A 19,401-nucleotide genomic window follows, 5' to 3' on the forward strand; every position below is an offset into this window, starting at 1 on the left:
GGGGCGTGGATCAGGCGTTGCTCTGCTTCGGCGTCATCGGCCGCCGCAGCGCGTACGCCGCGGCCGCGCCCGCCGCGAAGAGCGCGAGCACGGACACCGCCGTGCCGAGCCAGGTCGCGCCGAGCCACTGTCCGCCGAAGTAGCCGAGGCCGACGCTGTATCCGGCCCAGGCGAAGCCCGCCAGTGCCGACCAGGGCAGGAACTCGGCGGCCCTGCGGTGCATCGCCCCCGCGCCGAGGCTGACCACCGAACGCCCTGCCGGGGCGAACCGTGCGATCAGGACGAGCATGCCGCCGCCCCGCATGAGGGCCGCGCCGAGGCGGGCCTGAGCACGCGTCAGCCGGCGTGAGCGGGCGATGGCCCGGTCGAGCCGGTGGCCGCCGCGCCAGGCCAGCCGGTACGCGACGAGATCGCCGAGGCAGGACGCCGTCGCGGCGCACAGCATCAGGGCGAGGATGTCGGGGACGTCGGCGTTCGCGCCGACCGCGTCCGCCGCCTTGGTCCCGGCGGCGGCGGTCGCCGCGGCGATCACGAGCACACCACTGGGCAGGACGGGGAGGAACACGTCCAGCAGGACGGAGCCGGCGACGACCACGTAGATCCAGGGGGTGACGGCCAGCGCCCCCAGGTTGTCGAACTCCAGACTCTCCAGCACCCGTTTCTCCCTGTCCCGTTCCCCCGCCGCGACGTCGCAGGGAAGCGGCAGGGGCGGCACCAACAGCCATACAGCGTACGCGTGTGTGAGTCCGGTCAATCTGGTGGGGGTCGTGATGTTGTTCGCATCACCCTCCCACAGCGGTACGCACGGGTGAGCGAGGTTCAGAATCCTGTCGGCACGCCGTTGTTCGCGGGAGCCGGCACCGCGAGCTCCTCGGTCGCGCGCAGGTCGCCCTCGGCGCGGGCCTCACCGCGGTCCTGCGACGGTACGAGCCCTGGCGGCGCCCGGTGCGGGACGGGGAGCGGCGCCGCCGTCGCGTGCAGTGCGGCCCGTGCCACGGCGTCGGCATCGGCGAGCGTCACCGAGTTGACGCCCGGGCGCGCTCCCGCCGCCGTCACCCAGTGCACGCCCTCGGTCGGCACGCCGACCGCGAACCGCCGCGGATGGGCCCGGCCTTCGGTGTCGATCAGCCGGTACGGGCTGCGCGTCACGTCCAGTCCGCCCGTCTCGTAGCCGCCCGCGACATGGGGGCGGCAGGCCCCGGTTCCCAGCAGACGGTTGAGCAGCGGATCGCTGGTGCGGCGCACGTCGGGCTCGGGCAGCCGCGCTTCGATCAGGGTCGTGACCGTCACCTCGGACCCGGGGACGCCGGGGGAGTGCGCGGTGAAGCCGTGGCCGCCGCCGGGCGCGCCGGTGCGCACCTCCAGCCCGGGCCCGAGCACGTCCAGGACACCGGCCTCGATGAGCGCGGCCATCTCCTCGATGCGGCGGCGCGGCGGGCCGATGGAGAGGAAGGCGTTGAGCGGGGTGTACCAGCGGTCGAGGTGGTCGCGGCGCGAGGTGCCCGAGAGGCCCGAGTGGTCGACGATCTGGCGCAGTTCGTTGCGCAGGTCGCGCAGCACGTCCAGGGCGGCCTTGACCGGACCGGCGATGTTCCCGAGCCGGGCGTGCTCGGCGTCCTGCCGCAGATGCGCGACCAGCCACTGACGGAACCCGGCGGGGTCGCCGAACTCCCGGCCGCCGTACGGCCGGGCGATCTCCTCCCACGACCAGCGCTCGTCCGGGGCGATGCCGAACGCGTCCAGGACCGCGGCCTCGTCGGGGCTTCCGTGGCGGGTCGCGAGGAAGCGCGTACGGAAGCCGGTGTCCGTCACGGACAGGTCGGCGTCCCGCGCGGACGGGGCGGAGCGGCGCGTCGCGAGCAGCGCCTCGTAGTGGACCGTCTCGACCTCCTTCGCGACCAGCGGCCACACCTCGGTGAGGAAGTCGGGGAAGTCCCCGTCGTCCGCGCGGGCGCGGAAGCCCGCGATGACGGCCGGGGTCAGCAGCATCGGTACATGGCGGCCCAGCGGGCCCTTCTCGTTGTCACCGCGCGCGTGGTACGGGACGCCGCGCCGCGAACCGGCGTACAGCAGCGGCTCCCGGCCCGAGGGAAGGTAGCGCAGCGGGCCGTCCGGGCTGCCGGTGAACCGTCCGCCGAGGCCGGTGGTCAACAGGGCGAGATGGTCGAAGAAGTTGAGGCCGAGACCGCGCAGCAGCACCGGCTCGCCGGGGGCGATCCAGGTCAGGTCGAGGTCGGCGGGGTTGGCCGGCGGGCAGTGCCGCAGACCGTGCGCGGCGGCGTACGCGGAGAACCGTTCCTCCTCCGCCGTCGGCAGGACCGGCAGATGCCCCTGGGCGAGCACGACCGCGGCGAGACCGGTCAGTTCGGTCCCGTCGTCCAGCGCCAGGAGCTGCCCGCCGTCGGCGGTATCCGTCAGATCCACGGCGCGCGCCGCGTGGACCCGCACCGTCACCTGCTCGGGAGCGCCGCGCACCACGCGCCGGAACACCCACTCCAGGTAACGGCCGTAGAAGGAGCGGGTCGGATAGTCGTCCGGGCCGAGGCCGTGCTCGGTGCCCAGCTCCGTCGCCCACTCGTGGAGACTCGGCCCCGGCCGTACGGGTCCCTCGCACGCCACGCTCGCGTCCGTGAACAGGGTCACCTGCGAGGCGACCGTGTTCATCAGCAGTTCCCCGGACTGCGCGGTGCGCCAGACGCGGCCCGCGCCGGGCGAGGCGGGATCCACCATGTGGACGGTCAGCCGGGCGCCGCCGGGCAGGAGTTCACCGGCCGAGGCGCAGATGCGCTCGAGCACGCTGGTGCCCCGGGGGCCTGCGCCGACGACGGCTATGGCGTGGTGCTCTCCGGCCAAGGCGGCTTCTCCCGGGGGCAGTGGTGCATGAGCGACGCCCCATCATGCCGTCCGGTCCGCCACAGCCGAACCCCCGAACGGAACCATCCGCTCCGTTGTGCTGGGGATCACGTCCCGTCGGTCCGGGTGTGCGGCTTACGTGCCCTCGACGGGCGTCTCAGCGGTGCCTTCCCGCGCCGCGGCGGGTGCGGTGAGGTCGCTCTCGTACGTGGTCTCCAGGCGGGCCGCGCTCTCCTCGCCGCGCTGCGCCCGGTCCAGTCTCAGCCGTGCGTCACGCCCGCGCAGGGTCAGCGTCATCAGGTGGTTGCCGAACCACGGACCGCCCGTCTTCTGCCAGGCGATCGGCGGAGGCTGCACCCGGCCGCCGCGCCCGATGCGCGCGTGCCGCGCGAACCAGGAGCCCAGCCGTCGTCCGGCCCGGCTCCAGCCGAAGCGGAAGCCGAGCTTGATGGAGGCGGGGACGCTGTTGTGGACGGGTGAGCAGGTGAGCTGGAGGACACGCGACGCGGGCCGCTCCGCCTCCTCCGGCCAGGCCGCCTCGGCGACATAGGCGTGGTGCACGTCGCCGGACAGCACGCACACCGTCGCGGGCGGGCGCGCTCCCGTGCCCGCCCGGGCGACCAGGTCCGTCAGGTCGTCGAAGGACTGCGGGAAGGCCGCCCAGTGCTCCAAGTCGCCCATGCGCCGTATGCGTTCGCCGATCCGCGACCAGCGCGGGCCGCGCTCCCCGCCGCACAGCGCCGCGTTCCATCGCTCCGCCTCGTCGATGGCGGGCGGCAGCAGCCAGGGCAGGGAGGTGCCGATGAGCAGGTGGTCGTACGCACCAGGGCCGCCGTCCGGGACCTGCTCGCGCAGCCAGTCCCACCAGCGCTCGTGGAGCATCGACCGGCCGTCCTCGGCCAGCACCCGGGCGGCCCGGGTGTCGACCATCAGCAGCCGGACCCGGCCCATGTCGCGGCGGTAGGACCAGCGGGTGAAGGCGGGGTCGGCGTCGGCCTGGGTCGCGAACTCCCGTAGCAGTTCGGTCCCGTCGCCCGCTTTGCGCACCTGCGCGAAGAGCGGGTCGGTCATCAGCTCGGCGGGGGAGAGGTTCCCCAGGTGCTGGTACACCCAGTACGACATCAGGCCGGCGGTCACCCGCTCCTGCCACCACTCCGTGGCCCGCATGTCCGCCCGCCACGCCTCGCTGGTGTTCCAGTCGTCGATGACGTCGTGGTCGTCGAAGATCATGCAGCTGGGGACGTTGGAGAGCAGCCAGCGGACGTCGGGGTCGAGCCAGGACTCGTAGTAGAGCCGGGTGTACTCCTCGAAGTCCGCGACCTGGTCGCCGGGCGGGGTGCGCAGATCACGGCGGGAGGCGAGCCAGCGGCGCATCGCGTCCGAGGTCTCGTCCGCGTACACCTGGTCGCCCAGCAGCAGCAGAATGTCGGGCCGCTCGGCGTCCGGGTCGGCGGCGAGGCGGGTGGCGAGGGTGTCGAGGGCGTCCGGGCCGACGGGGTCGTGGGCGGGGGTGCCGCCGTGGAAGCGGGAGGAGCCGTGGGGCGGCGCGGCCCAGCGGCAGGAGCCGAAGGCGACCTGCAGGGTGTCCGCGTCCGGCGCCCGCTCGCCCCAGGGGTCGGGAAGGGTGCGGATCGCGCTGGGCGGATAGCGGTCCTCGCGCGGGGGCCAGACCTGCTTGCCGTCGAGGAGGACGCGGTACGGCAGTGTGCTGCCGGACGGCAGCCCGGCGAGGGTGACGAGCGCGTAATGATGCCCGGCGATCTGCCAGGTGTGCGCCGTGCCGCGGCCGCCGGTGCCGTCGCAGACGACCTCGACCACGCAGGGCCGGCCCGTCTCGACCCACACGGTCGCGCTGTCCTCGTCCACATAGCGAACGAGCGGTCCCAGGACCAGTCCGGCCATCGGTCTCCGCCCTCCCTCCGTCGCCCCGTACGGTACGGAACGACGGAGGGCCACGGCGAGTTTCCGCCGCAGGTTCTTGCGGCGATCACCGTGTGCGCTGCGGCTTTCCACGGCTTTCCGTGGGTTTCCGCGGTTTCCGCGCGTCGCCGCGGTGGAGGGCGCGTCTCCGCTGTGGAGGGGCGGTGGCGCTTGCGCGGCATTGCGGAGTGTCACGGCGGTGCGACCGGGTGTGGCAGCTCGCGGACCGCCGCCGTCGGCCGCGGAGCGACCGCCGTCAGCAGCCGTTCAGGATCGAGCTGAGCGCCGACTTCTCCGCCGAGTCGAGGGTCAGGTCGTAGTGGTGCTTCACCTGGACCCACATCCGCGCGTACATGCAGCGGTAGCCGGTCTCCGAGGGCAGCCACTCGGCCGGGTCCTGGTCGCCCTTGGACTGGTTGACGTTGTCGGTGACGGCGATGAGCTGCGCGCGGGTGAGGTCGTTGGCGAAGCCCTGGCGCTGGGCCGTCGTCCAGCCGCTGGCACCGGAGCGCCATGCCTCGGCCAGCGGGACGACGTGGTCGATGTCGACGTCGGCGGCGGCGCTCCAGGTGGCCCCGTCGTACGGCGAGAACCAGCTACCGCTGACGGCGGCGCAGCTCGAGTCCTGCTCGACGCCGGAACCGTCGCGTTTGAGGACGACCTCGCGGGTGTTGCAGGCGCCGCTCTGCGTGATCCAGTGCGGGAACTTGTCGCGGCTGTAACCGTCGGACGAGCCCTCGGCGCTGACGGTCAACTCGCTCAGGTAGGTGCGGGCGGTGGCCGCACTGGGCGGGGTGGGGGGTGCGGCCTGGGCGGCGGGGCCGCTCAGGAAGGCGGTACCGGCCAGGGCGGTGAGCCCGGCGAGCAGGCCTATTCGACGCGCGTAGACACGGATCATGTGGACGAACTCCCTCTGGGTGAAGGGGTGCTGGCCGCTGGGGGCGCGGCCATCGTTGCGGCGCCGGGTTGCGGTGGGGTGGGCGCCAGGTAACAGCGTGACGACATGCACACGTCAGATACAAGACTCGGGTCACGAGATGTACCCGGCCGGAGGAGGGCAACAGGTGTGCTCCGGCCCGATCTGACGGGTCGTCCGCTCCGGGGGCGGGGCGCCGTATCGTGATCGCGTGCTCGCCGCCGCCCATGCCGTGACCGCCCCGCACGCCGACGCCTCCACCCTGCTCCCGGTCGACGCCACGCTCTGGGCCGTGGTCGCCGTCCTGCTCGTGGCCGCGGCCGGTGTCGCCGCCCTCGCGCACCTCGCCGACCGCGAGGGCCGGCGCTACCCGCGGGCCATCGCCCTCGCCGGGCTCCGGGCGGCGGTCCAACTGGCCGCCGTCTCCTACCTCATCGGCTGGGTCGTGCGCGCCGTCCCCCTGCTGTTGTGTTTCGTCGCCCTGATGTTCGCCGTGGCCGTACGCACCGCGGGCCGGCGTGTCACGGCCAACCGCACCTGGTGGTGGACGGCCGTGCCCATCGGGGCCGGGGTGCTTCCGGTCGTGGCCGCCCTGCTGCTGACCGGCCTCGTACCGCTCAAGGGCATCGCGCTCATCCCCGTCACCGGCATCCTCATCGGCGGTGCCCTGACGGCGACCGTGCTCGCGGGCCGCCGGTCGCTGGACGAGCTGCGGCTGCGGCACGGGGAGGTCGAGGCCGCGCTCGCGCTCGGGCTGCTCGACCGCGACGCCCGGCTGGAGATCGCCCGGCCCGCCGCCTCCGAGGCCCTGATCCCCGGGCTCGACCAGACCAGGACGGTGGGACTGGTCACCCTGCCCGGGGCGTTCGTCGGGATGCTGCTGGGCGGGGCGTCCCCGGTCCAGGCGGGCGCGGTGCAGCTGTTCGTGCTGGTCGCGCTGATGGCCGTGCAGGCGGTGGCGACGGCGCTGGCCTTGGAACTGGTGGCCCGCGGACGGCTGCATCGGGACGGGGTGGGCGAGGGCGCGGCCTGACGGGGGAGTGCGGCACGGCGTACCGCGGCGGGCGCCGGCGGCCGGGCGTGCCCCGGGGGCGGCGGCAGGAGCCCGCATCCCGTACGACGGGAGCCCGGGCCCATATCCCGTACGCTGGCCGGAGCAGAAGGGGAGTAGCTCTTCGCCGGACCGTCGACATACTGCTCGGCCTCATGGGCCGGGCCGGCGCCCGGAGCGGACGGATCGCCGTCCGCCAGCGAGACCTTCGGCCGCAGTGTCCGTGACGCTGCCGTGCCGAAGCGACTCCGGATCCGCTGCTCCAGGTCTCTCGGTACGGCCGGCCCCTACCGATCGAGGAACCCCGCGTGATCAGCCTCAGCATCACCGCCCTTGTGTTCGGCGTCGTCTTCCTCGCCGAACTCCCCGACAAGACCGCACTGGCCGGGCTGATGCTCGGCACGCGCTACCGCGCCTCGTACGTCTTCGCGGGTGTCGCCGCCGCCTTCGTCGTGCACGTCACGCTCGCCGTCGCCGCGGGCAGCGTGCTGACCCTGCTGCCGCACCGGCTGGTGCAGGCGGTGGTCGGCGTGCTGTTCCTCGCGGGCGCGGCGACGCTCCTCTTCCGCAGGAGTGAGGACGAGGAGACGGTCCGGGCGCCCGCGGACCAGAGCTTCTGGAAGGTGTCGGGCGCCGGTTTCATGCTGATCCTGGTCGCCGAGTTCGGCGATCTGACGCAGATCATGACCGCCAACCTCGCCGCCCGCTACGACGATCCGCTCTCGGTCGCGATCGGCGCGGTGCTGGCGCTGTGGGCGGTGGCCGGTCTCGGAATCCTGGGCGGCCGCACCCTGATGAAGTACGTGCCGCTGCGTCTGATCACCAGGATCGCGGCGGCGGTGATGGTGGTGCTGGCGGGCTTCAGCCTCTACGAGGCCGTGGCGCCCTGACGGCCCTGTGCCCCGCGGGGCGTGCGCCTCCCGAGGGGCGTGCGAGCCTCCGCGGGGCGTGGGCGTCCTACCCGCGCGCGCCCGGGACCGCGCAGTGCAGCCGCAGGCCGCCACCTTCCAGGGCTTCGACCCGTACGGATTCCAGCGTCGTCACATGGACGTCCGGGTCCAGCGCCGCCGCGCGCGGTCCCACGCCCACGACCCGCATCCCCGCCGCGCGGCCCGCCGCGATGCCCGCCTCGGAGTCCTCGAAGACCACGCAGTCGCCGGGCGCGTGGCCCAGTTCGGCGGCGGCCTTGAGGAAGCCCTCGGGGTCGGGCTTGCTCGCGCCCACCCCTTCGGCCGTCACCCGGACCGCGGGAAGCGGCAGCCCGGTGAGGCTCATACGGGTCAGGGCGAGGGCTTCGTCGGACGAGGTGACCAGGGCGTGGGGATGCCCGGCAAGGGCGGCCATCAGCGCGGGTGCGCCCCGGACCGGCACGATCCCGTCGGTCTCGGTGGTCTCCTGTGCCAGCATCCGCCGGTTGTCGGCCAGGTTCCGTTCGGCGGGGCGGTCCGGGAGGAGCAGCGCCATGGTGGCGTGCGGCTGGCGGCCGTGGACGTGGGGGAGTACGTCCTCCGCGTCCAGCCCTTGCTCGGAGGCCCAGCGCCGCCAGCAGCGCTCGACGGCGGCATCGGAGTTGACGAGCGTGCCGTCCATGTCGAGCAGGACCGCACGGGTGGTGAGTGTGGTGGTGGCCGTCATCGGCGGGCTCCCGGACTCCTGAGCTGGGCATACGCGGAAACCAAGTGGCCCCGCCCGCAGGTCAGGGAGTACGGGCGGAGCCACTTTGTTTCTCAAACATACAAAACGAGACGCGACTCTGCCAACCCCTATCCGTCTCCGATTCGGGACCGCACCCCCCTACGGCTGCCGACCTGGGCTTCACGGGCCGCCGGCCCGGGCCGGCGGCCTCCGCTCAGCAGGCCGCCGGGACCGGAACACCGCACGATGGAAGCTGCGCACCGCACCCGGAGCCCGTACCGCCCGGCCGTGCCTCCGGACCGGACGCCGACGAAGCCGCCCCCCCACGGAGCCCCCAGAAGCCCCCGCCCCCGCGCAGCCCCCGCCCCTGCGAAGCCCCCGCCCCGCCGTGCGCAGCCGTCCCGAGGAGGTGTCATGGCGCACGCGAACGCATCCACCGGCAGCGGCCCCGGCGCCCCGTTCCCCGCCCCCGGCGAGGGCCAGTCCCGGCGCACCGTCCTCGTCGCGATCTCCGCGCTGCTGCTGGGCCTGCTGCTCGCCGCCCTCGACCAGACCATCGTCTCGACCGCCCTGCCGACGATCGTCAGCGATCTCGGCGGGCTCAACCACATCTCCTGGGTGGTCACCGCCTATCTGCTCGCCTCCACCGCGGGGACGCCCCTGTGGGGCAAGCTCGGCGACCAGTACGGCCGCAAGCGCCTCTACCAGGCCGCCATCGCGATCTTCCTCGTCGGCTCCGCCCTCTGCGGCCTCGCGCAGAGCATGGCCGAACTCATCGCCTTCCGCGCCCTCCAGGGGCTCGGCGGCGGCGGGCTCATCGTGCTGTCGATGGCGATCGTCGGCGACATCGTGCCGCCACGCGAACGCGGCCGCTACCAGGGCCTGTTCGGCACGGTCTTCGGTGCGAGCAGTGTCCTCGGGCCGCTGCTGGGCGGCCTGTTCACCCAGCATCTGAGCTGGCGCTGGGTCTTCTACATCAACCTGCCCATCGGCGTCGTCGCCCTGCTCGTCATCGCCTCCTTCCTGCACATCCCGGCCCGCAGGACCCGGCACACCATCGACTACGCGGGCACCTTCCTCGTCGCCTCCGCCGCCACCTGCCTGGTCCTGATGGCCTCGCTCGGCGGCTCCACCTGGGCGTGGGGGTCCTGGCAGATCATCGGGCTCGGCGTGCTGGGCGTGGTCCTGATCGGCGCGCTCCTCGCCGTCGAGCGCCGGGCCGTCGAACCCGTCCTCCCGCTCGGTCTGTTCCGCATCCGGACCTTCACGCTCTGCGCCGTGATCAGCTTCGTCATCGGCTTCGCGATGTTCGGCGCGATGACCTACCTGCCGACGTTCCTCCAGGTCGTCCAGGGAGTGTCGCCCACGCTCTCCGGTGTCCACATGCTGCCGCTGGTCGCCGGTCTGCTGGTCGCCTCCACCGGCTCCGGCCAGCTCGTCAGCCGGACCGGGCGCTGGAAGATCTTCCCCGTGACGGGCACGGCCGTCACCACCGTCGGGCTGCTCCTCCTCCACCAGCTCGACATGTCGAGCAGCACCGCCCTGACGAGCCTGTACTTCGCGGTCTTCGGCTTCGGCCTCGGCCTGGTGATGCAGGTCCTCATCCTGGCCGCGCAGAACTCCGTCCGGTACGAGGACCTGGGCGTCGCCACGTCCGGCGCCACGTTCTTCCGCTCCATCGGCGCCGCCTTCGGCGTCGCGATCTTCGGAACGATCTTCACCGGCCGCCTCGGCGACAAGCTCGAAGCCGGACTCGCCGGGCAGCAACTGCCGCCCGGCGTCTCCCTGCACGACCTGGAGACCGACGCGCGGACCGTGCTGCGGCTGCCCGCCGCCCTCCGTGCCGACGCACTGGACGCCTACGCGACGGCCATCACCGACGTCTTCCTCTACGCGGCCCCCGTCGTGGCCGTCGCCTTCGTCCTGGCCTGCTTCTTCAGGGAGGACCGGCTGCGGGGTTCGGTCACCTCGCCCGAGGCCAGCGAGACCCTCGGCGGCAACCCGGTAGAGCGCTCCTCGCGCGACGAGGTGTGCCGGGCGCTGTCCGCCCTCGGCAGCCGGGAGGGCCGCCGCGAGGTCTATGTGAAGATCGGCCGCCGGGCCGGGTGCGAGGAGCTGACTCCCGCCGCGAGCTGGCTGATGCTGCGTATCAACCGCGACGGATCCGCCGACCCCGCCCTCCTCGCCGACCGCACCACCGTCCCCCTCGACGTCATCTCGGCCGCGGCCCGCCAGATCGAGGAACGGGGTCTGGCCGTACGGGACGGGCTGCCCCTCGTCCTCACCGACCGGGGCCGGGGTGTGGCCGGCCGGCTCGCCCACGCCCGCGAGGACTCCCTCGCCGAACTGCTCGGCGACTGGTGGGGCCCGGACCGCCCCCGCGATCTCATCGAGCTGGTCCGTGAGTTGAACGCGGAGCTGTGCGGTTCGGACGAGGAGCGCCCGCACGAGCCCGGCCCGCGGCGCACCTCGGGCCCGTACCGCCCGGACCACTACTGAACGTCAGCGTGGCAGTGCCGCCGGTCACCGGCCGCCCGCCGGCCCGAAGGAAGGGGCGTTTGCGGCCCGGAGACGGGGCAACGCGCTGTGAGGACAGCCTCGGCACGAGGGAACCTCTGCGGAAGGGACACCATGTCCACAGGCGTCCTCATCACCTTGGCCATCCTGGCCGTGGCGGCGGTCGCCATCGTGGCGCTCGTACTCGCCCCGCCGGTGCTCCAGAGCAGCGGCTCCGGGCTGCGGCGCCGGTTCGGGCCCGAATACGACCGGACCGTGGAACAGCGCGACGGCGACACGAAGGCGGCTCACAAGGAGCTCAGCGAGCGGCTGCGGCGGTACGGCAACCTGTCGATGCGACCGCTGCCCGAAGAGGAGCGCGTCCAGTACGTGGCTCAATGGGCAGGCGTCCAAGAGCAGTTCGTGGACTCGCCCGCGGCGTCGGTGGCGGAGGCCGACCGGCTGCTCGGCCGGCTGATCCGCGACCGCGGGTTCGCCGCCGACGCGTACGACGAGCAGATCGATGCACTGTCCGTGCACCACGCCCGCCATCTCTCCGGCTACCGCCGCCTGCACGCGGTCGCGAGCCGCGCCGGTGACGGCAGGGCGGACACGGAGGAGATGCGCGAGGCCCTCGTCGGCGCCCGCGATCTCTTCGAAGCGATGGTCGTGGCCCACCCCAAGGAGAAGCGCGAGCGCCTCCGCACGCGCCGCACCTGGCGGTTGCAGCACCGGCGTGACGGTGGCGCGCCGGCTGCTCCCGGGCCGCGCGACCAGGACGGACCGCAGGGCCGCCGTCGCTTCCACCTGCCCTGGACGGGGCCGACCAGGAGTGCGTGATGACACAGTCCCACGAACGCGAGATAGGGCTCTCCGAGCGCGCCGCACCGCCGGCCGGTCCGGCCAAGGGCTTCCCGGTCAACGGCGGATCCCCCAGCGGAGGATCCCGCAACGGCGCATCGCCCCGCGGCGGGTCCCGCAACGGCCGCTCCTCTGACGGACGGTCCGTGAAGGGCACGCCCGCCGGGGCAGGGAGCGGCGCCTTCGCCAAGGACGCGGTGGCACGGACGGGGTCGACGGCGGCACCCCCGGAGCCCGCGGCCGTCCCGCCGCCCCCTCCGCCACCGCCCGTACCGCCCGGCGCGGGGGCCACGCCGGAGGCTCCGGCGAGCGGACGGCGGACGTCCGCGGGCGCGGCGTGGACCGATGAGTCCCGCCGGTCCGCCTCGTCCATGCACACCCTGTCCAGCGGGTCCGGTATGTGCGTCGGCTCGGGCACGCCCGCGGGGCGCGGCCGGGTGACCGGCCGGGGCGGACCGGGCGTACGGCCCGTCCTGGCGCGTGCCGAGAGCGACGATCTGGCCCTCCGGTTGCAGCACGCCGTCGTCGGCTTCGTGGACGACCCGCAGATGTCGGTGGAGGAGGCCGACGCCATCCTGGAGGAGGCCGAGGTCCAGTTCGCCGCGGCGCTCGCCGAACGCCGCCGGATACTCCGTACGGCCTGGAACGCCGCGGCGGATCCGTCGGCGGCCGCTGACGGGAGCTCCGCTGAGGCCGGGACGTCCGGCAGCAACGGCACGGCGCCGAACGGCAACGGGACCGCTCCGGCCGACGGCACCGGGCACATCGGTACCGAGGAGCTGCGTACCGCGCTCCGCGACTACCGCGACCTGGTCCAGCGGCTGCTGAAGGTCTGACGTGCCGTGACGTTCTGACGTCCCGTGAGGCGACGCTCACCCAGGTGGCGCCTCCGCGACGAGGACGGCCCCGATCCGTAAGTCTGCCCCCACCCATGAAGGTGCCCCCGGACCACCGGTCCGGGGGCACCTCTCAGTCCGTCGCGGGGAAACCGCCGCAGCCCGGTCAGCCCTGCTTCGGCGCCGCCTGCTGCACGACCTCGAACGACCACAGCGTGGAGCCCGACGCCGCGGGCTTCTGCTTCGGCGCGTCCCCGCCCTCGCCGCCTCCGCCGCCGCCCTGGTGGGCCGCCTTCATCGGGCCCTCCATCCACGCCTGGAAGTCCTCCTCGCTCCGCCAGCGCGTGTAGACGAGGTAGGAGTCCGTGCCCTCGACCGGGCGCAGCAGCTCGAACCACTCGAAGCCGTCCGAGCTCTCCACCGCACCGGCGCGCGCCGCGAAACGCTTCTCCAGCACCTCGCGCTGCTCCGCCGGCACCTGCAGGACATTGATCTTGACGATGCTCATGGGGCCATCCTGCCCCATCCCCTTCCATGGACTTCGCCCCGCCCGACACCCCTGGTCAAGGTCCGGAATCTCCACCTCTCGGCCTTAATGTTCGACTTCGATGCCCGGCGGTCGTCACGTGACCTGAGGGTGTCGACCCCGCGGAATGACGGCTCGTTCGGTGGCCACTGGGATCGGAGGGGAACAGCAGGGCGTGGCGAACGCACAGAGGCGTGTGGTCCCGGCGGCCGGAGTACCGGATCCGTCCTCATCGCGCATCCGCATGGCGCTGGGCGCGCTCTGGCTCGTCGCGGCGCTGCTCGCGGTACGCCAGACGGCGGCGGTCCTGCGGCTCCCGCCGGGCCGACGGCTCACCGACCTCGAGACCTGGACGGGGCCCCACGGCGTCCTGCGCGTGCACGGACCGCTGTACGAGAACGGCACGTTCACCGGCACGCCCTTCGCCGGTCTGGTCCTCAAGCCGTTCACCCGCGCGGCCGAACAAAGCCTGGGCGTCTTCTGGACGTTCGGCACGCTGCTGCTCGTCGTGGCCCTCGGCCTCGTCGCGGCCCGCATCCTGCCGGGGCCGGTCCCGCGCCGCACGGCGCTGTTCGCCGCACCCGTGGCGATCAGCCTCATGGTGGTCTCGCTGCCGGTCCGCAACACCTTCACCCTCGGCCAGACCAGCATCCTGCCCGTCCTCCTCGTCCTCATGGCGCTGCTCCCGCGGTCGTCCTCCCGCAGCTCCGGCGTCCTCGTGGGCCTCGCCGCAGCGCTGGAGCCGACCGCGCTGCTGTTCACCGCGCTGCTGTGGATGACGGGACGGCGCCGCGCCGCTGTCACGGCGACCGGCACGTTCGCCGTGTGCACCGCTTTCGTCTGGGCCGCCCTGCCCGCCGACTCCGCCACCTACTGGGTGAACCATGTCGCCGGAGCCGGTCTCGGCCGCCCCGCGGACAGTCTCCACAACCAGTCCCTGCACGGCCTGCTGCTGCGTCTCGGCCTCAGCGGACTGCCCGAACTCGCCCTCTACGGCGTCCTCGCGGGCGCCGTCGCCGTGATCGGCCTGCGCCGCGCGGCCCACTACGCGGGCGACGGCCAACTGCTCCTCGCCGCCGCCATGACCGGCTGCGTCGCCGTCGCCGTCTCGCCCACGGCCTGGCTGCACCAGCAGCTCTGGGTCCTCCTCGCCGTCGTCGGCCGCGTGGGCCGCCGCCAGGCCGACCGCGTCGCGTGGCCCGTCCTGGTCGTCATGGTGATGACACTGACCGCCGCCGCCGTCGTCCCCACGACCAAGGGCATCCACCTCATCGGCCAGAACGCGCCCCTGATCGTCGCGATCGCCGCGGCTTGCGCCGTGCCCTTCCTCGACCGAGGCTCCCCGTACTGGCGCCGCGCCGTGCCCACCCCGTACGCGGAGCCGGAGACCGGCCGGTGGCCCCGGCTGCCGCTGCTGCGCCGTCTGCGGCGTCCGCTCGACCGCCCGAACCTGCTGCTCGAACTGCTCCTGATCCGGGCCGGCTACTGGTGCTACGCCTACATCCGCGGCTCCGCCCCCGAGACACGCGGTGTCGCCGAGCACCACGCCCACCAGGTCCTCGCCGTCGAGACCGCGCTGCACATCGACGTCGAGCTGTGGTTCAACCGCCTGGTCGCGGGCTCGTGGATCGAGGGCGGCATGAACTACTACTACACAACGTTCCACTTCCTGGTGCCGCTGAGCCTGATGGGCTGGATGTATCTGCGCCGACCCGTCGCGTACCGGTGGGCCCGGACGGGCCTCGCCATCACCACCGTCATCGCCCTGCTCGGCTTCTGGCTCTACCCGCTCGCCCCGCCGCGCCTGATGCCCGCCTTCGGCTACATCGACACGGCCAACGGCCCGCAGGACCTCGCCCGGCCCGAGTTCGGCCCGCTCACCGAACTGTCGAACCAGTACGCGGCCATACCGTCCCTGCACGTCGGCTGGTCGCTGTGGTGCGCGGTGGTGGTCGTGCTGCTGGCCCCGAAGCTGTGGATGAAGCTCCTGGGTGTGCTCTACCCGGTCCTCACCACGACCGTGATCGTCGGCACCGCGAACCACTTCGTGCTCGACGCGGTGGGCGGCGCGACCGTCCTGGCCTGCGGCTTCGGTCTGCAGTACGTCCTGCTGGGCCGATCGAGGGACGAGGAGGGGGCGGCGCCGGCGGAGGCGCTCGAACCGGCCGCTGCGGCAGCACCCGTCGCCGGGCCCGCCACGGCGGGCGCAGCCGGAGGGACCGCACACGGAAACGGGACAGCGGAGATCAGTCGGGACTGAACTCCGCGGCCCCGTCGGATCGCCGCGGCTTTCAGCATCCGTCGTATCGCGGCGGACCGCCACCGGAGCGGTTCAGGTGCCGTCCGCCCCTGCGTCCGCGGCGGTAGTCCCGGTGGCGCTCGCGCCCCCGACCCGGCACTCGAACCAGACGGTCTTCCCGCCGTCCGGGGCCGGGTCCACGCCCCACGCGTCCACGACGGCCCCGAGCAGTGCGAGCCCCCTGCCTCCCTCGTCATCGGCGCCCGCGTCCCGGACGCACGGCTTCTCGGGAGACCCGTCCGACACCTCCACGCGCACCCCGCCGGGACAGCGCAGCACGAGAACGCCGCACCGCCGGTCCGGCACATGCCGTACGACGTTGGCGAGCAGTTCGGTCACCGCCAGCTCGACCGCGTCCGTCAGCTCCCGCATCTCCCACAGGACGAGGTACGCGCGGACGATCCGCCGTACGTGACCGGCGGAGTGCGCACCCACGGTGAAACGCATCCGGTAGCGGCGGGGCGGGTCGAGCGAATCGACGTCCGGCGTGAGGAGGTCAGTTGTCCATTTCACGCCACCAGCGTGAGGCGTGACGACTACGCTCGGCCACCAAGTGAACACAACCGTCCTGGTTGGCGAGTTGAGCGCATCGCGCGTGCGCACGGAGCGTGGAGGCACGGGCCCGTGGTGAACATCCGAGACCTGGACCCCGGCGCGTCGCCGCTGGACTACTACGGCGCCGAGTTGCGGCGGCTCCGCGAGTCGGCCGGTCTCAGCCAGCAGCAACTCGGCGGGATCGTCTTCTGTACGGGGTCGCTGATCGGCCAGATCGAGACGGCGCGCAAGATCCCGACCCCGGAACTCACCCAACGCCTCGACGCGGCGCTCGACACCGGCGGTGCGCTGTCGCGGCTGCTGAAGCTGGTGCTGCGGAGCCAACTGCCGTCGTGGTTCCAGCCCTACGCGGAGATGGAGGCGAAGGCCACCCACATCTACGCCTTCCAGGCGCAGTTGGTCTACGGCCTGCTGCAAACGGAGGCATACGCGCGCGCAGTTCTGGGCGTCATGGACCAGGACCGCCTCGACGAGCGGGTGGCGGCCCGGATGGAGCGCCAGCGCATTCTCGACCAGGACAACCCGCCTCTTCTGTGGGTCGTCCTGAGCGAGGCGGTGCTGTACCAGGAGATCGGTGGCCGTGAGGTGATGCGAAACCAACTGGCGCACCTGTTGAGCTGTCGGGATCGTCCGTGGGTGCAGGTCCAAGTGCTGCCTTTTGCAGCAGGTGCCCATGCCGGGCTACCGGGCTCGTTCAACATTCTCCGCTTCGACGATCACCCGGACCTCGTCTACGACGAGGGCTATGGGACCGGTCAGATGACGGCGGATACGCACGAAGTCAGGCACCGTGCGCTCCGTTACGATCACCTGCAGGCCGCTGCCCTGTCAGTGGAGGAATCGGCCGAGTTGACTGCCTGTGTGATGGAGGAGCGCTATGGGGAGCAGCCCTGATCCGACCGGAGTGCAGTGGCGCAAGTCCAGCTACAGCTCCGAGGGAGATTGCATCGAGTGCGCCGCCCTCGGAGATGCCCAGTGGCGCAAGGCCAGCTACAGCGAGGAAGTCGGCGACTGCGTCGAGGTCGCGACTGTCCCTCACGCCGTGGCGATCCGTGACTCCAAGGACCCCGACGGGCCCGCGCTCACCTTCACACCGGCCGCCTTCGCGGCCTTCGTCGCCGCAGCCGCCAGCAGTGAGTTCCGCGATTGCCGCTGAAGGCCGTTCAGGACGGCGCTGACGGACTGTCCGTGCCGGACTTGTTCACGGTGCGTCCTCCTACGGCGCCTTCGTGCTGGGCGCCCATTCCAGTTCCCCCTCTTCGGTGACGACCGGACGGTCGGCGTCCAGGGCTTCGCCGGTCTCCAGAGCTGCGGCCGTCGTCTCGAAGAACACCGGCAGGGATGCCCACCACGCGTGCCTGCCGAACTCGCATCCGTGCACTTTGTCGGCTTCGCCGATCCGGCCCCGGTCGGCGGTCGGGCGCTGGTCGATCACCAGGAAGTCCCCGCATCGATCGGTGGCGAAGGGGATCCACTGCCGGTGCCACCACAACGGGACCCCCGGCTCTTCGTCGTGGTGCAACCGCTCATGGACACGCGTCATCATCTTCCAGGTGTCGACGATCCCGTCGGCACTCAGCAGGCCGTAGAACGGCGGCAGCAGGTCGCACCAGGACAACCCCGTGCCGTCGTGGCGGAGGAGCGATTCCACCAGGGCGTCGGGGAAGGAGAGGCCGATGGCTCGTTCGGCCGCCGCGATCGCGGCGCGCTCCGCCGGAGGCGCGAGTTCGGCGTAGGACGCCGGCGCGTGGCGGGAGAGCCAGATTTCGATCCTGACCCAGGACTCCGTCATCGATGCCGTCATGGGCGGATGCTGCCATGCGGGGCAGGCCCTGGCCCACCCTCCGGTGGCCTGGTCGACGCTCCGCTCATGCCCGGCCGCGCATCGCGCGTCCGGTGCGCGCTCGGCGGGCGGCGGGGCGGGGCGTTGGGGCGCGTCCGCTCCCGCCGCCCGGAGCGCGGGGGGTGGTTCGGGGTGACGGTGAACGGCCGTCAGGTGTAGCTCACGCGGAGTTCCTTGATGCCGTTCAGCCACGCAGACCGCAGGCGCCGCGGGTCGCCCGTGAGCCGGATCTCGGGGAGCGTGTCCGCGATCGCGTTGAAGATGAGGTTGATCTCCAGCACGGCCAGGCTCTTGCCGAGGCAGAAGTGCGGTCCGCCGCCGCCGAATCCGAGGTGCGGGTTGGGGTCGCGGGTGATGTCGAAGACCTCGGGGCGGTCGAAGACGTCGGCGTCGTTGTTGGCCGAGGCGTAGAAGATGCCGACCCGGTCGCCTTCCTTGATGCGCGCGCCGCCGAGTTCGGTGTCCTGGGTGGCGGTGCGCTGGAAGGAGACGACGGGTGTGGCCCAGCGAACGATCTCCTCGGCGGCGGTCGCGGGGCGCTCGCGCTTGAACAGCTCCCACTGGTCGGGGTGGGTGAGGAACGCGTGCATGCCGTGGCTGATGGCGTTGCGCGTGGTCTCGTTGCCCGCGACGGCGAGCAGCAGCACGAAGAAGCCGAACTCGTCGGACGTCAGGTTGCCCTCGTCCTCGGCGGCGACCAGCGCGCTGACGATGTCCTTCGCGGGGCACTCCTTGCGCGCGGCGGCGAGGTTCATCGCGTACGAGATCAGCTCCATCGCCGACTCGGCGCCGATCTCCTCGGTGATGGCCAGCTCGGGGTCGTCGTAGGCGACCATCTTGTTGGTCCAGTCGAAGATCTTGGACCGGTCGACCTGGGGAACGCCGATCAGCTCGGCGATGGCCTGGAGCGGGAGTTCGCAGGCGATGTCGGTGACGAAGTCGCCGGTGCCTTCCGCCTTGGCGTGGTCGACGATCCGCGTCGCGCGGTCGCGCAGGGCGATCTCCAGGGCCCGGATCGAGCGGGGGGTGAAGCCGCGCTGCACGATCTGGCGGACCCGGGTGTGCTCGGGCGGGTCCATGTTGAGCATGATCAGTTTCTGGACATCGATCTGCTCGCGCTGGATGTGCTCGTTGAAGCGGATGATCGCGGTGTTGGTGTGGGACGAGAAGATCTCGGGGTGGGTCGAGACGGTCCTGACGTCCGCGTGGCGCGTCACGACCCAGTAGCCGTCGTCCTCGAAGCCGGCCAGATTGTGCGGCTGGGCGTTCCACCACACGGGTGCCGTCCCGCGCAGTTCGGCCAGCTCCGGCAGGGGAAGCCGCTGCTGGTAGACATCGGGGTCGGTGAAGTCGAAGCCTTCGGGGAGCGCTGGACAGGAGGACATTCGGCGACTCCAGGATCCGGTACGTCAAGTTCTGACGACCCATCAGAATGTGTCCGCAAGGTAATAACCAGTTCTACAACTGGCAAGAGAGGGTGCGGCATCCGTTGCCTGCGACGCGCCGACGTCTGGCGTGCACGCCCCTTGCGTACCCGGGGTAGCACTCATAAGACTGCTGACAGAACTAGAACGCGTACTAGTTCTGTCTGCCTGCCCGCAGGCGCCGGG

General features: G+C 72.4%; 17 protein-coding genes. 8 read left to right on the forward strand and 9 right to left on the reverse strand.

The features are described 5' to 3' along the window. Positions 1-10: 10 nt before the first annotated feature. The 4 genes from ABZ822_RS11125 to ABZ822_RS11140 all read right to left on the reverse strand — a co-directional run bounded on the left by ABZ822_RS11125 (position 11) and on the right by ABZ822_RS11140 (position 5,671). Entirely contained in the window at positions 11-628 is a 618-nt protein-coding gene (locus tag ABZ822_RS11125) for a VTT domain-containing protein (protein ID WP_360850519.1), read from the reverse strand. A gap of 191 nt (positions 629-819) precedes the next feature. Further along, complete coding sequence (locus ABZ822_RS11130; RefSeq protein ID WP_360850344.1) at positions 820-2,853, reverse strand: FAD/NAD(P)-binding protein; 2,034 nt, start codon at positions 2,851-2,853, stop codon at positions 820-822. 135 nt (positions 2,854-2,988) lie between these two features. Next, positions 2,989-4,755, reverse strand: a complete 1,767-nt coding sequence (locus ABZ822_RS11135) for an alkaline phosphatase D family protein (RefSeq protein ID WP_360850347.1) — start codon at positions 4,753-4,755, stop codon at positions 2,989-2,991. A gap of 274 nt (positions 4,756-5,029) precedes the next feature. After that, positions 5,030-5,671 (reverse strand): HNH endonuclease family protein, encoded by a 642-nt coding sequence (locus ABZ822_RS11140; protein ID WP_360850350.1) that lies wholly within the window; start codon positions 5,669-5,671, stop codon positions 5,030-5,032. Between the two features lie 229 nt (positions 5,672-5,900). Between ABZ822_RS11140 and ABZ822_RS11145 the strand changes: the two genes are divergently transcribed. Both ABZ822_RS11145 and ABZ822_RS11150 read left to right on the forward strand, forming a co-directional pair. Continuing rightward, complete coding sequence (locus ABZ822_RS11145; RefSeq protein ID WP_360850353.1) at positions 5,901-6,722, forward strand: ABC transporter permease; 822 nt, start codon at positions 5,901-5,903, stop codon at positions 6,720-6,722. A gap of 326 nt (positions 6,723-7,048) precedes the next feature. Next, positions 7,049-7,630: a TMEM165/GDT1 family protein gene (locus ABZ822_RS11150; RefSeq protein WP_360850356.1), complete on the forward strand. Its 582-nt coding sequence runs from the start codon at positions 7,049-7,051 to the stop codon at positions 7,628-7,630. A 67-nt stretch (positions 7,631-7,697) separates the two neighbouring features. Here ABZ822_RS11150 and ABZ822_RS11155 read toward each other — a convergent pair whose 3' ends face one another. After that, positions 7,698-8,375 carry an HAD-IA family hydrolase gene (locus ABZ822_RS11155; protein WP_360850359.1) on the reverse strand — a complete coding sequence of 226 codons (678 nt, stop codon included), beginning with the start codon at positions 8,373-8,375 and terminating at the stop codon, positions 7,698-7,700. Between the two features lie 414 nt (positions 8,376-8,789). On the opposite strand from ABZ822_RS11155, the gene ABZ822_RS11160 reads away from it, so the two are divergent. From ABZ822_RS11160 to ABZ822_RS11170, 3 genes are all read left to right on the forward strand, one after another. Beyond that, positions 8,790-10,874, forward strand: a complete 2,085-nt coding sequence (locus tag ABZ822_RS11160; RefSeq protein ID WP_360850362.1) for a DHA2 family efflux MFS transporter permease subunit — start codon at positions 8,790-8,792, stop codon at positions 10,872-10,874. Positions 10,875-11,006: 132 nt separating this feature from the next. Continuing rightward, entirely contained in the window at positions 11,007-11,711 is a 705-nt protein-coding gene (locus tag ABZ822_RS11165) for a hypothetical protein (protein ID WP_360850365.1), read from the forward strand. Next, on the forward strand, positions 11,711-12,568 hold the full coding sequence (locus ABZ822_RS11170) for a hypothetical protein (RefSeq protein WP_360850368.1): 858 nt from the start codon (positions 11,711-11,713) through the stop codon (positions 12,566-12,568). The genes ABZ822_RS11165 and ABZ822_RS11170 overlap by 1 nt, the downstream gene beginning before the upstream one ends. 166 nt (positions 12,569-12,734) lie before the next feature. Here ABZ822_RS11170 and ABZ822_RS11175 read toward each other — a convergent pair whose 3' ends face one another. Continuing rightward, positions 12,735-13,076 (reverse strand): antibiotic biosynthesis monooxygenase, encoded by a 342-nt coding sequence (locus tag ABZ822_RS11175; protein WP_360850371.1) that lies wholly within the window; start codon positions 13,074-13,076, stop codon positions 12,735-12,737. 262 nt (positions 13,077-13,338) lie between these two features. Here ABZ822_RS11175 and ABZ822_RS11180 point away from each other — a divergent pair, with 262 nt between their 5' ends. Next, the gene (locus ABZ822_RS11180) at positions 13,339-15,354 is read left to right on the forward strand and encodes a bifunctional glycosyltransferase 87/phosphatase PAP2 family protein (RefSeq protein ID WP_360850522.1); all 2,016 of its coding nucleotides are present in this window, start codon (positions 13,339-13,341) and stop codon (positions 15,352-15,354) included. A 72-nt stretch (positions 15,355-15,426) separates the two neighbouring features. On the opposite strand, the gene ABZ822_RS11185 is transcribed toward ABZ822_RS11180, so the two are convergent. Next, positions 15,427-15,840, reverse strand: coding sequence for an ATP-binding protein (locus ABZ822_RS11185; protein ID WP_360850525.1), 414 nt, complete (start codon positions 15,838-15,840; stop codon positions 15,427-15,429). A 177-nt stretch (positions 15,841-16,017) separates the two neighbouring features. On the opposite strand from ABZ822_RS11185, the gene ABZ822_RS11190 reads away from it, so the two are divergent. Beyond that, a complete protein-coding gene (locus ABZ822_RS11190) occupies positions 16,018-16,842 on the forward strand; it encodes a helix-turn-helix transcriptional regulator (protein WP_360850374.1) in 825 nt (274 codons plus the stop codon). Beyond that, positions 16,826-17,104 carry a DUF397 domain-containing protein gene (locus ABZ822_RS11195; protein WP_360850378.1) on the forward strand — a complete coding sequence of 93 codons (279 nt, stop codon included), beginning with the start codon at positions 16,826-16,828 and terminating at the stop codon, positions 17,102-17,104. Before ABZ822_RS11190 ends, ABZ822_RS11195 begins: the two co-directional genes overlap by 17 nt. A 60-nt stretch (positions 17,105-17,164) precedes the next feature. Here ABZ822_RS11195 and ABZ822_RS11200 read toward each other — a convergent pair whose 3' ends face one another. Together ABZ822_RS11200 and ABZ822_RS11205 are read right to left on the reverse strand one after the other, a co-directional pair. Continuing rightward, positions 17,165-17,752, reverse strand: a complete 588-nt coding sequence (locus tag ABZ822_RS11200) for an SMI1/KNR4 family protein (protein WP_360850381.1) — start codon at positions 17,750-17,752, stop codon at positions 17,165-17,167. Positions 17,753-17,940: 188 nt separating this feature from the next. Further along, positions 17,941-19,176, reverse strand: a complete 1,236-nt coding sequence (locus ABZ822_RS11205) for a cytochrome P450 (protein WP_360850384.1) — start codon at positions 19,174-19,176, stop codon at positions 17,941-17,943. Positions 19,177-19,401 lie beyond the last annotated feature (225 nt).

It is taken from the genome of Streptomyces sp. NPDC047108, from assembly GCF_040643575.1.
In the GTDB taxonomy this organism is placed as follows: domain Bacteria; phylum Actinomycetota; class Actinomycetes; order Streptomycetales; family Streptomycetaceae; genus Streptomyces.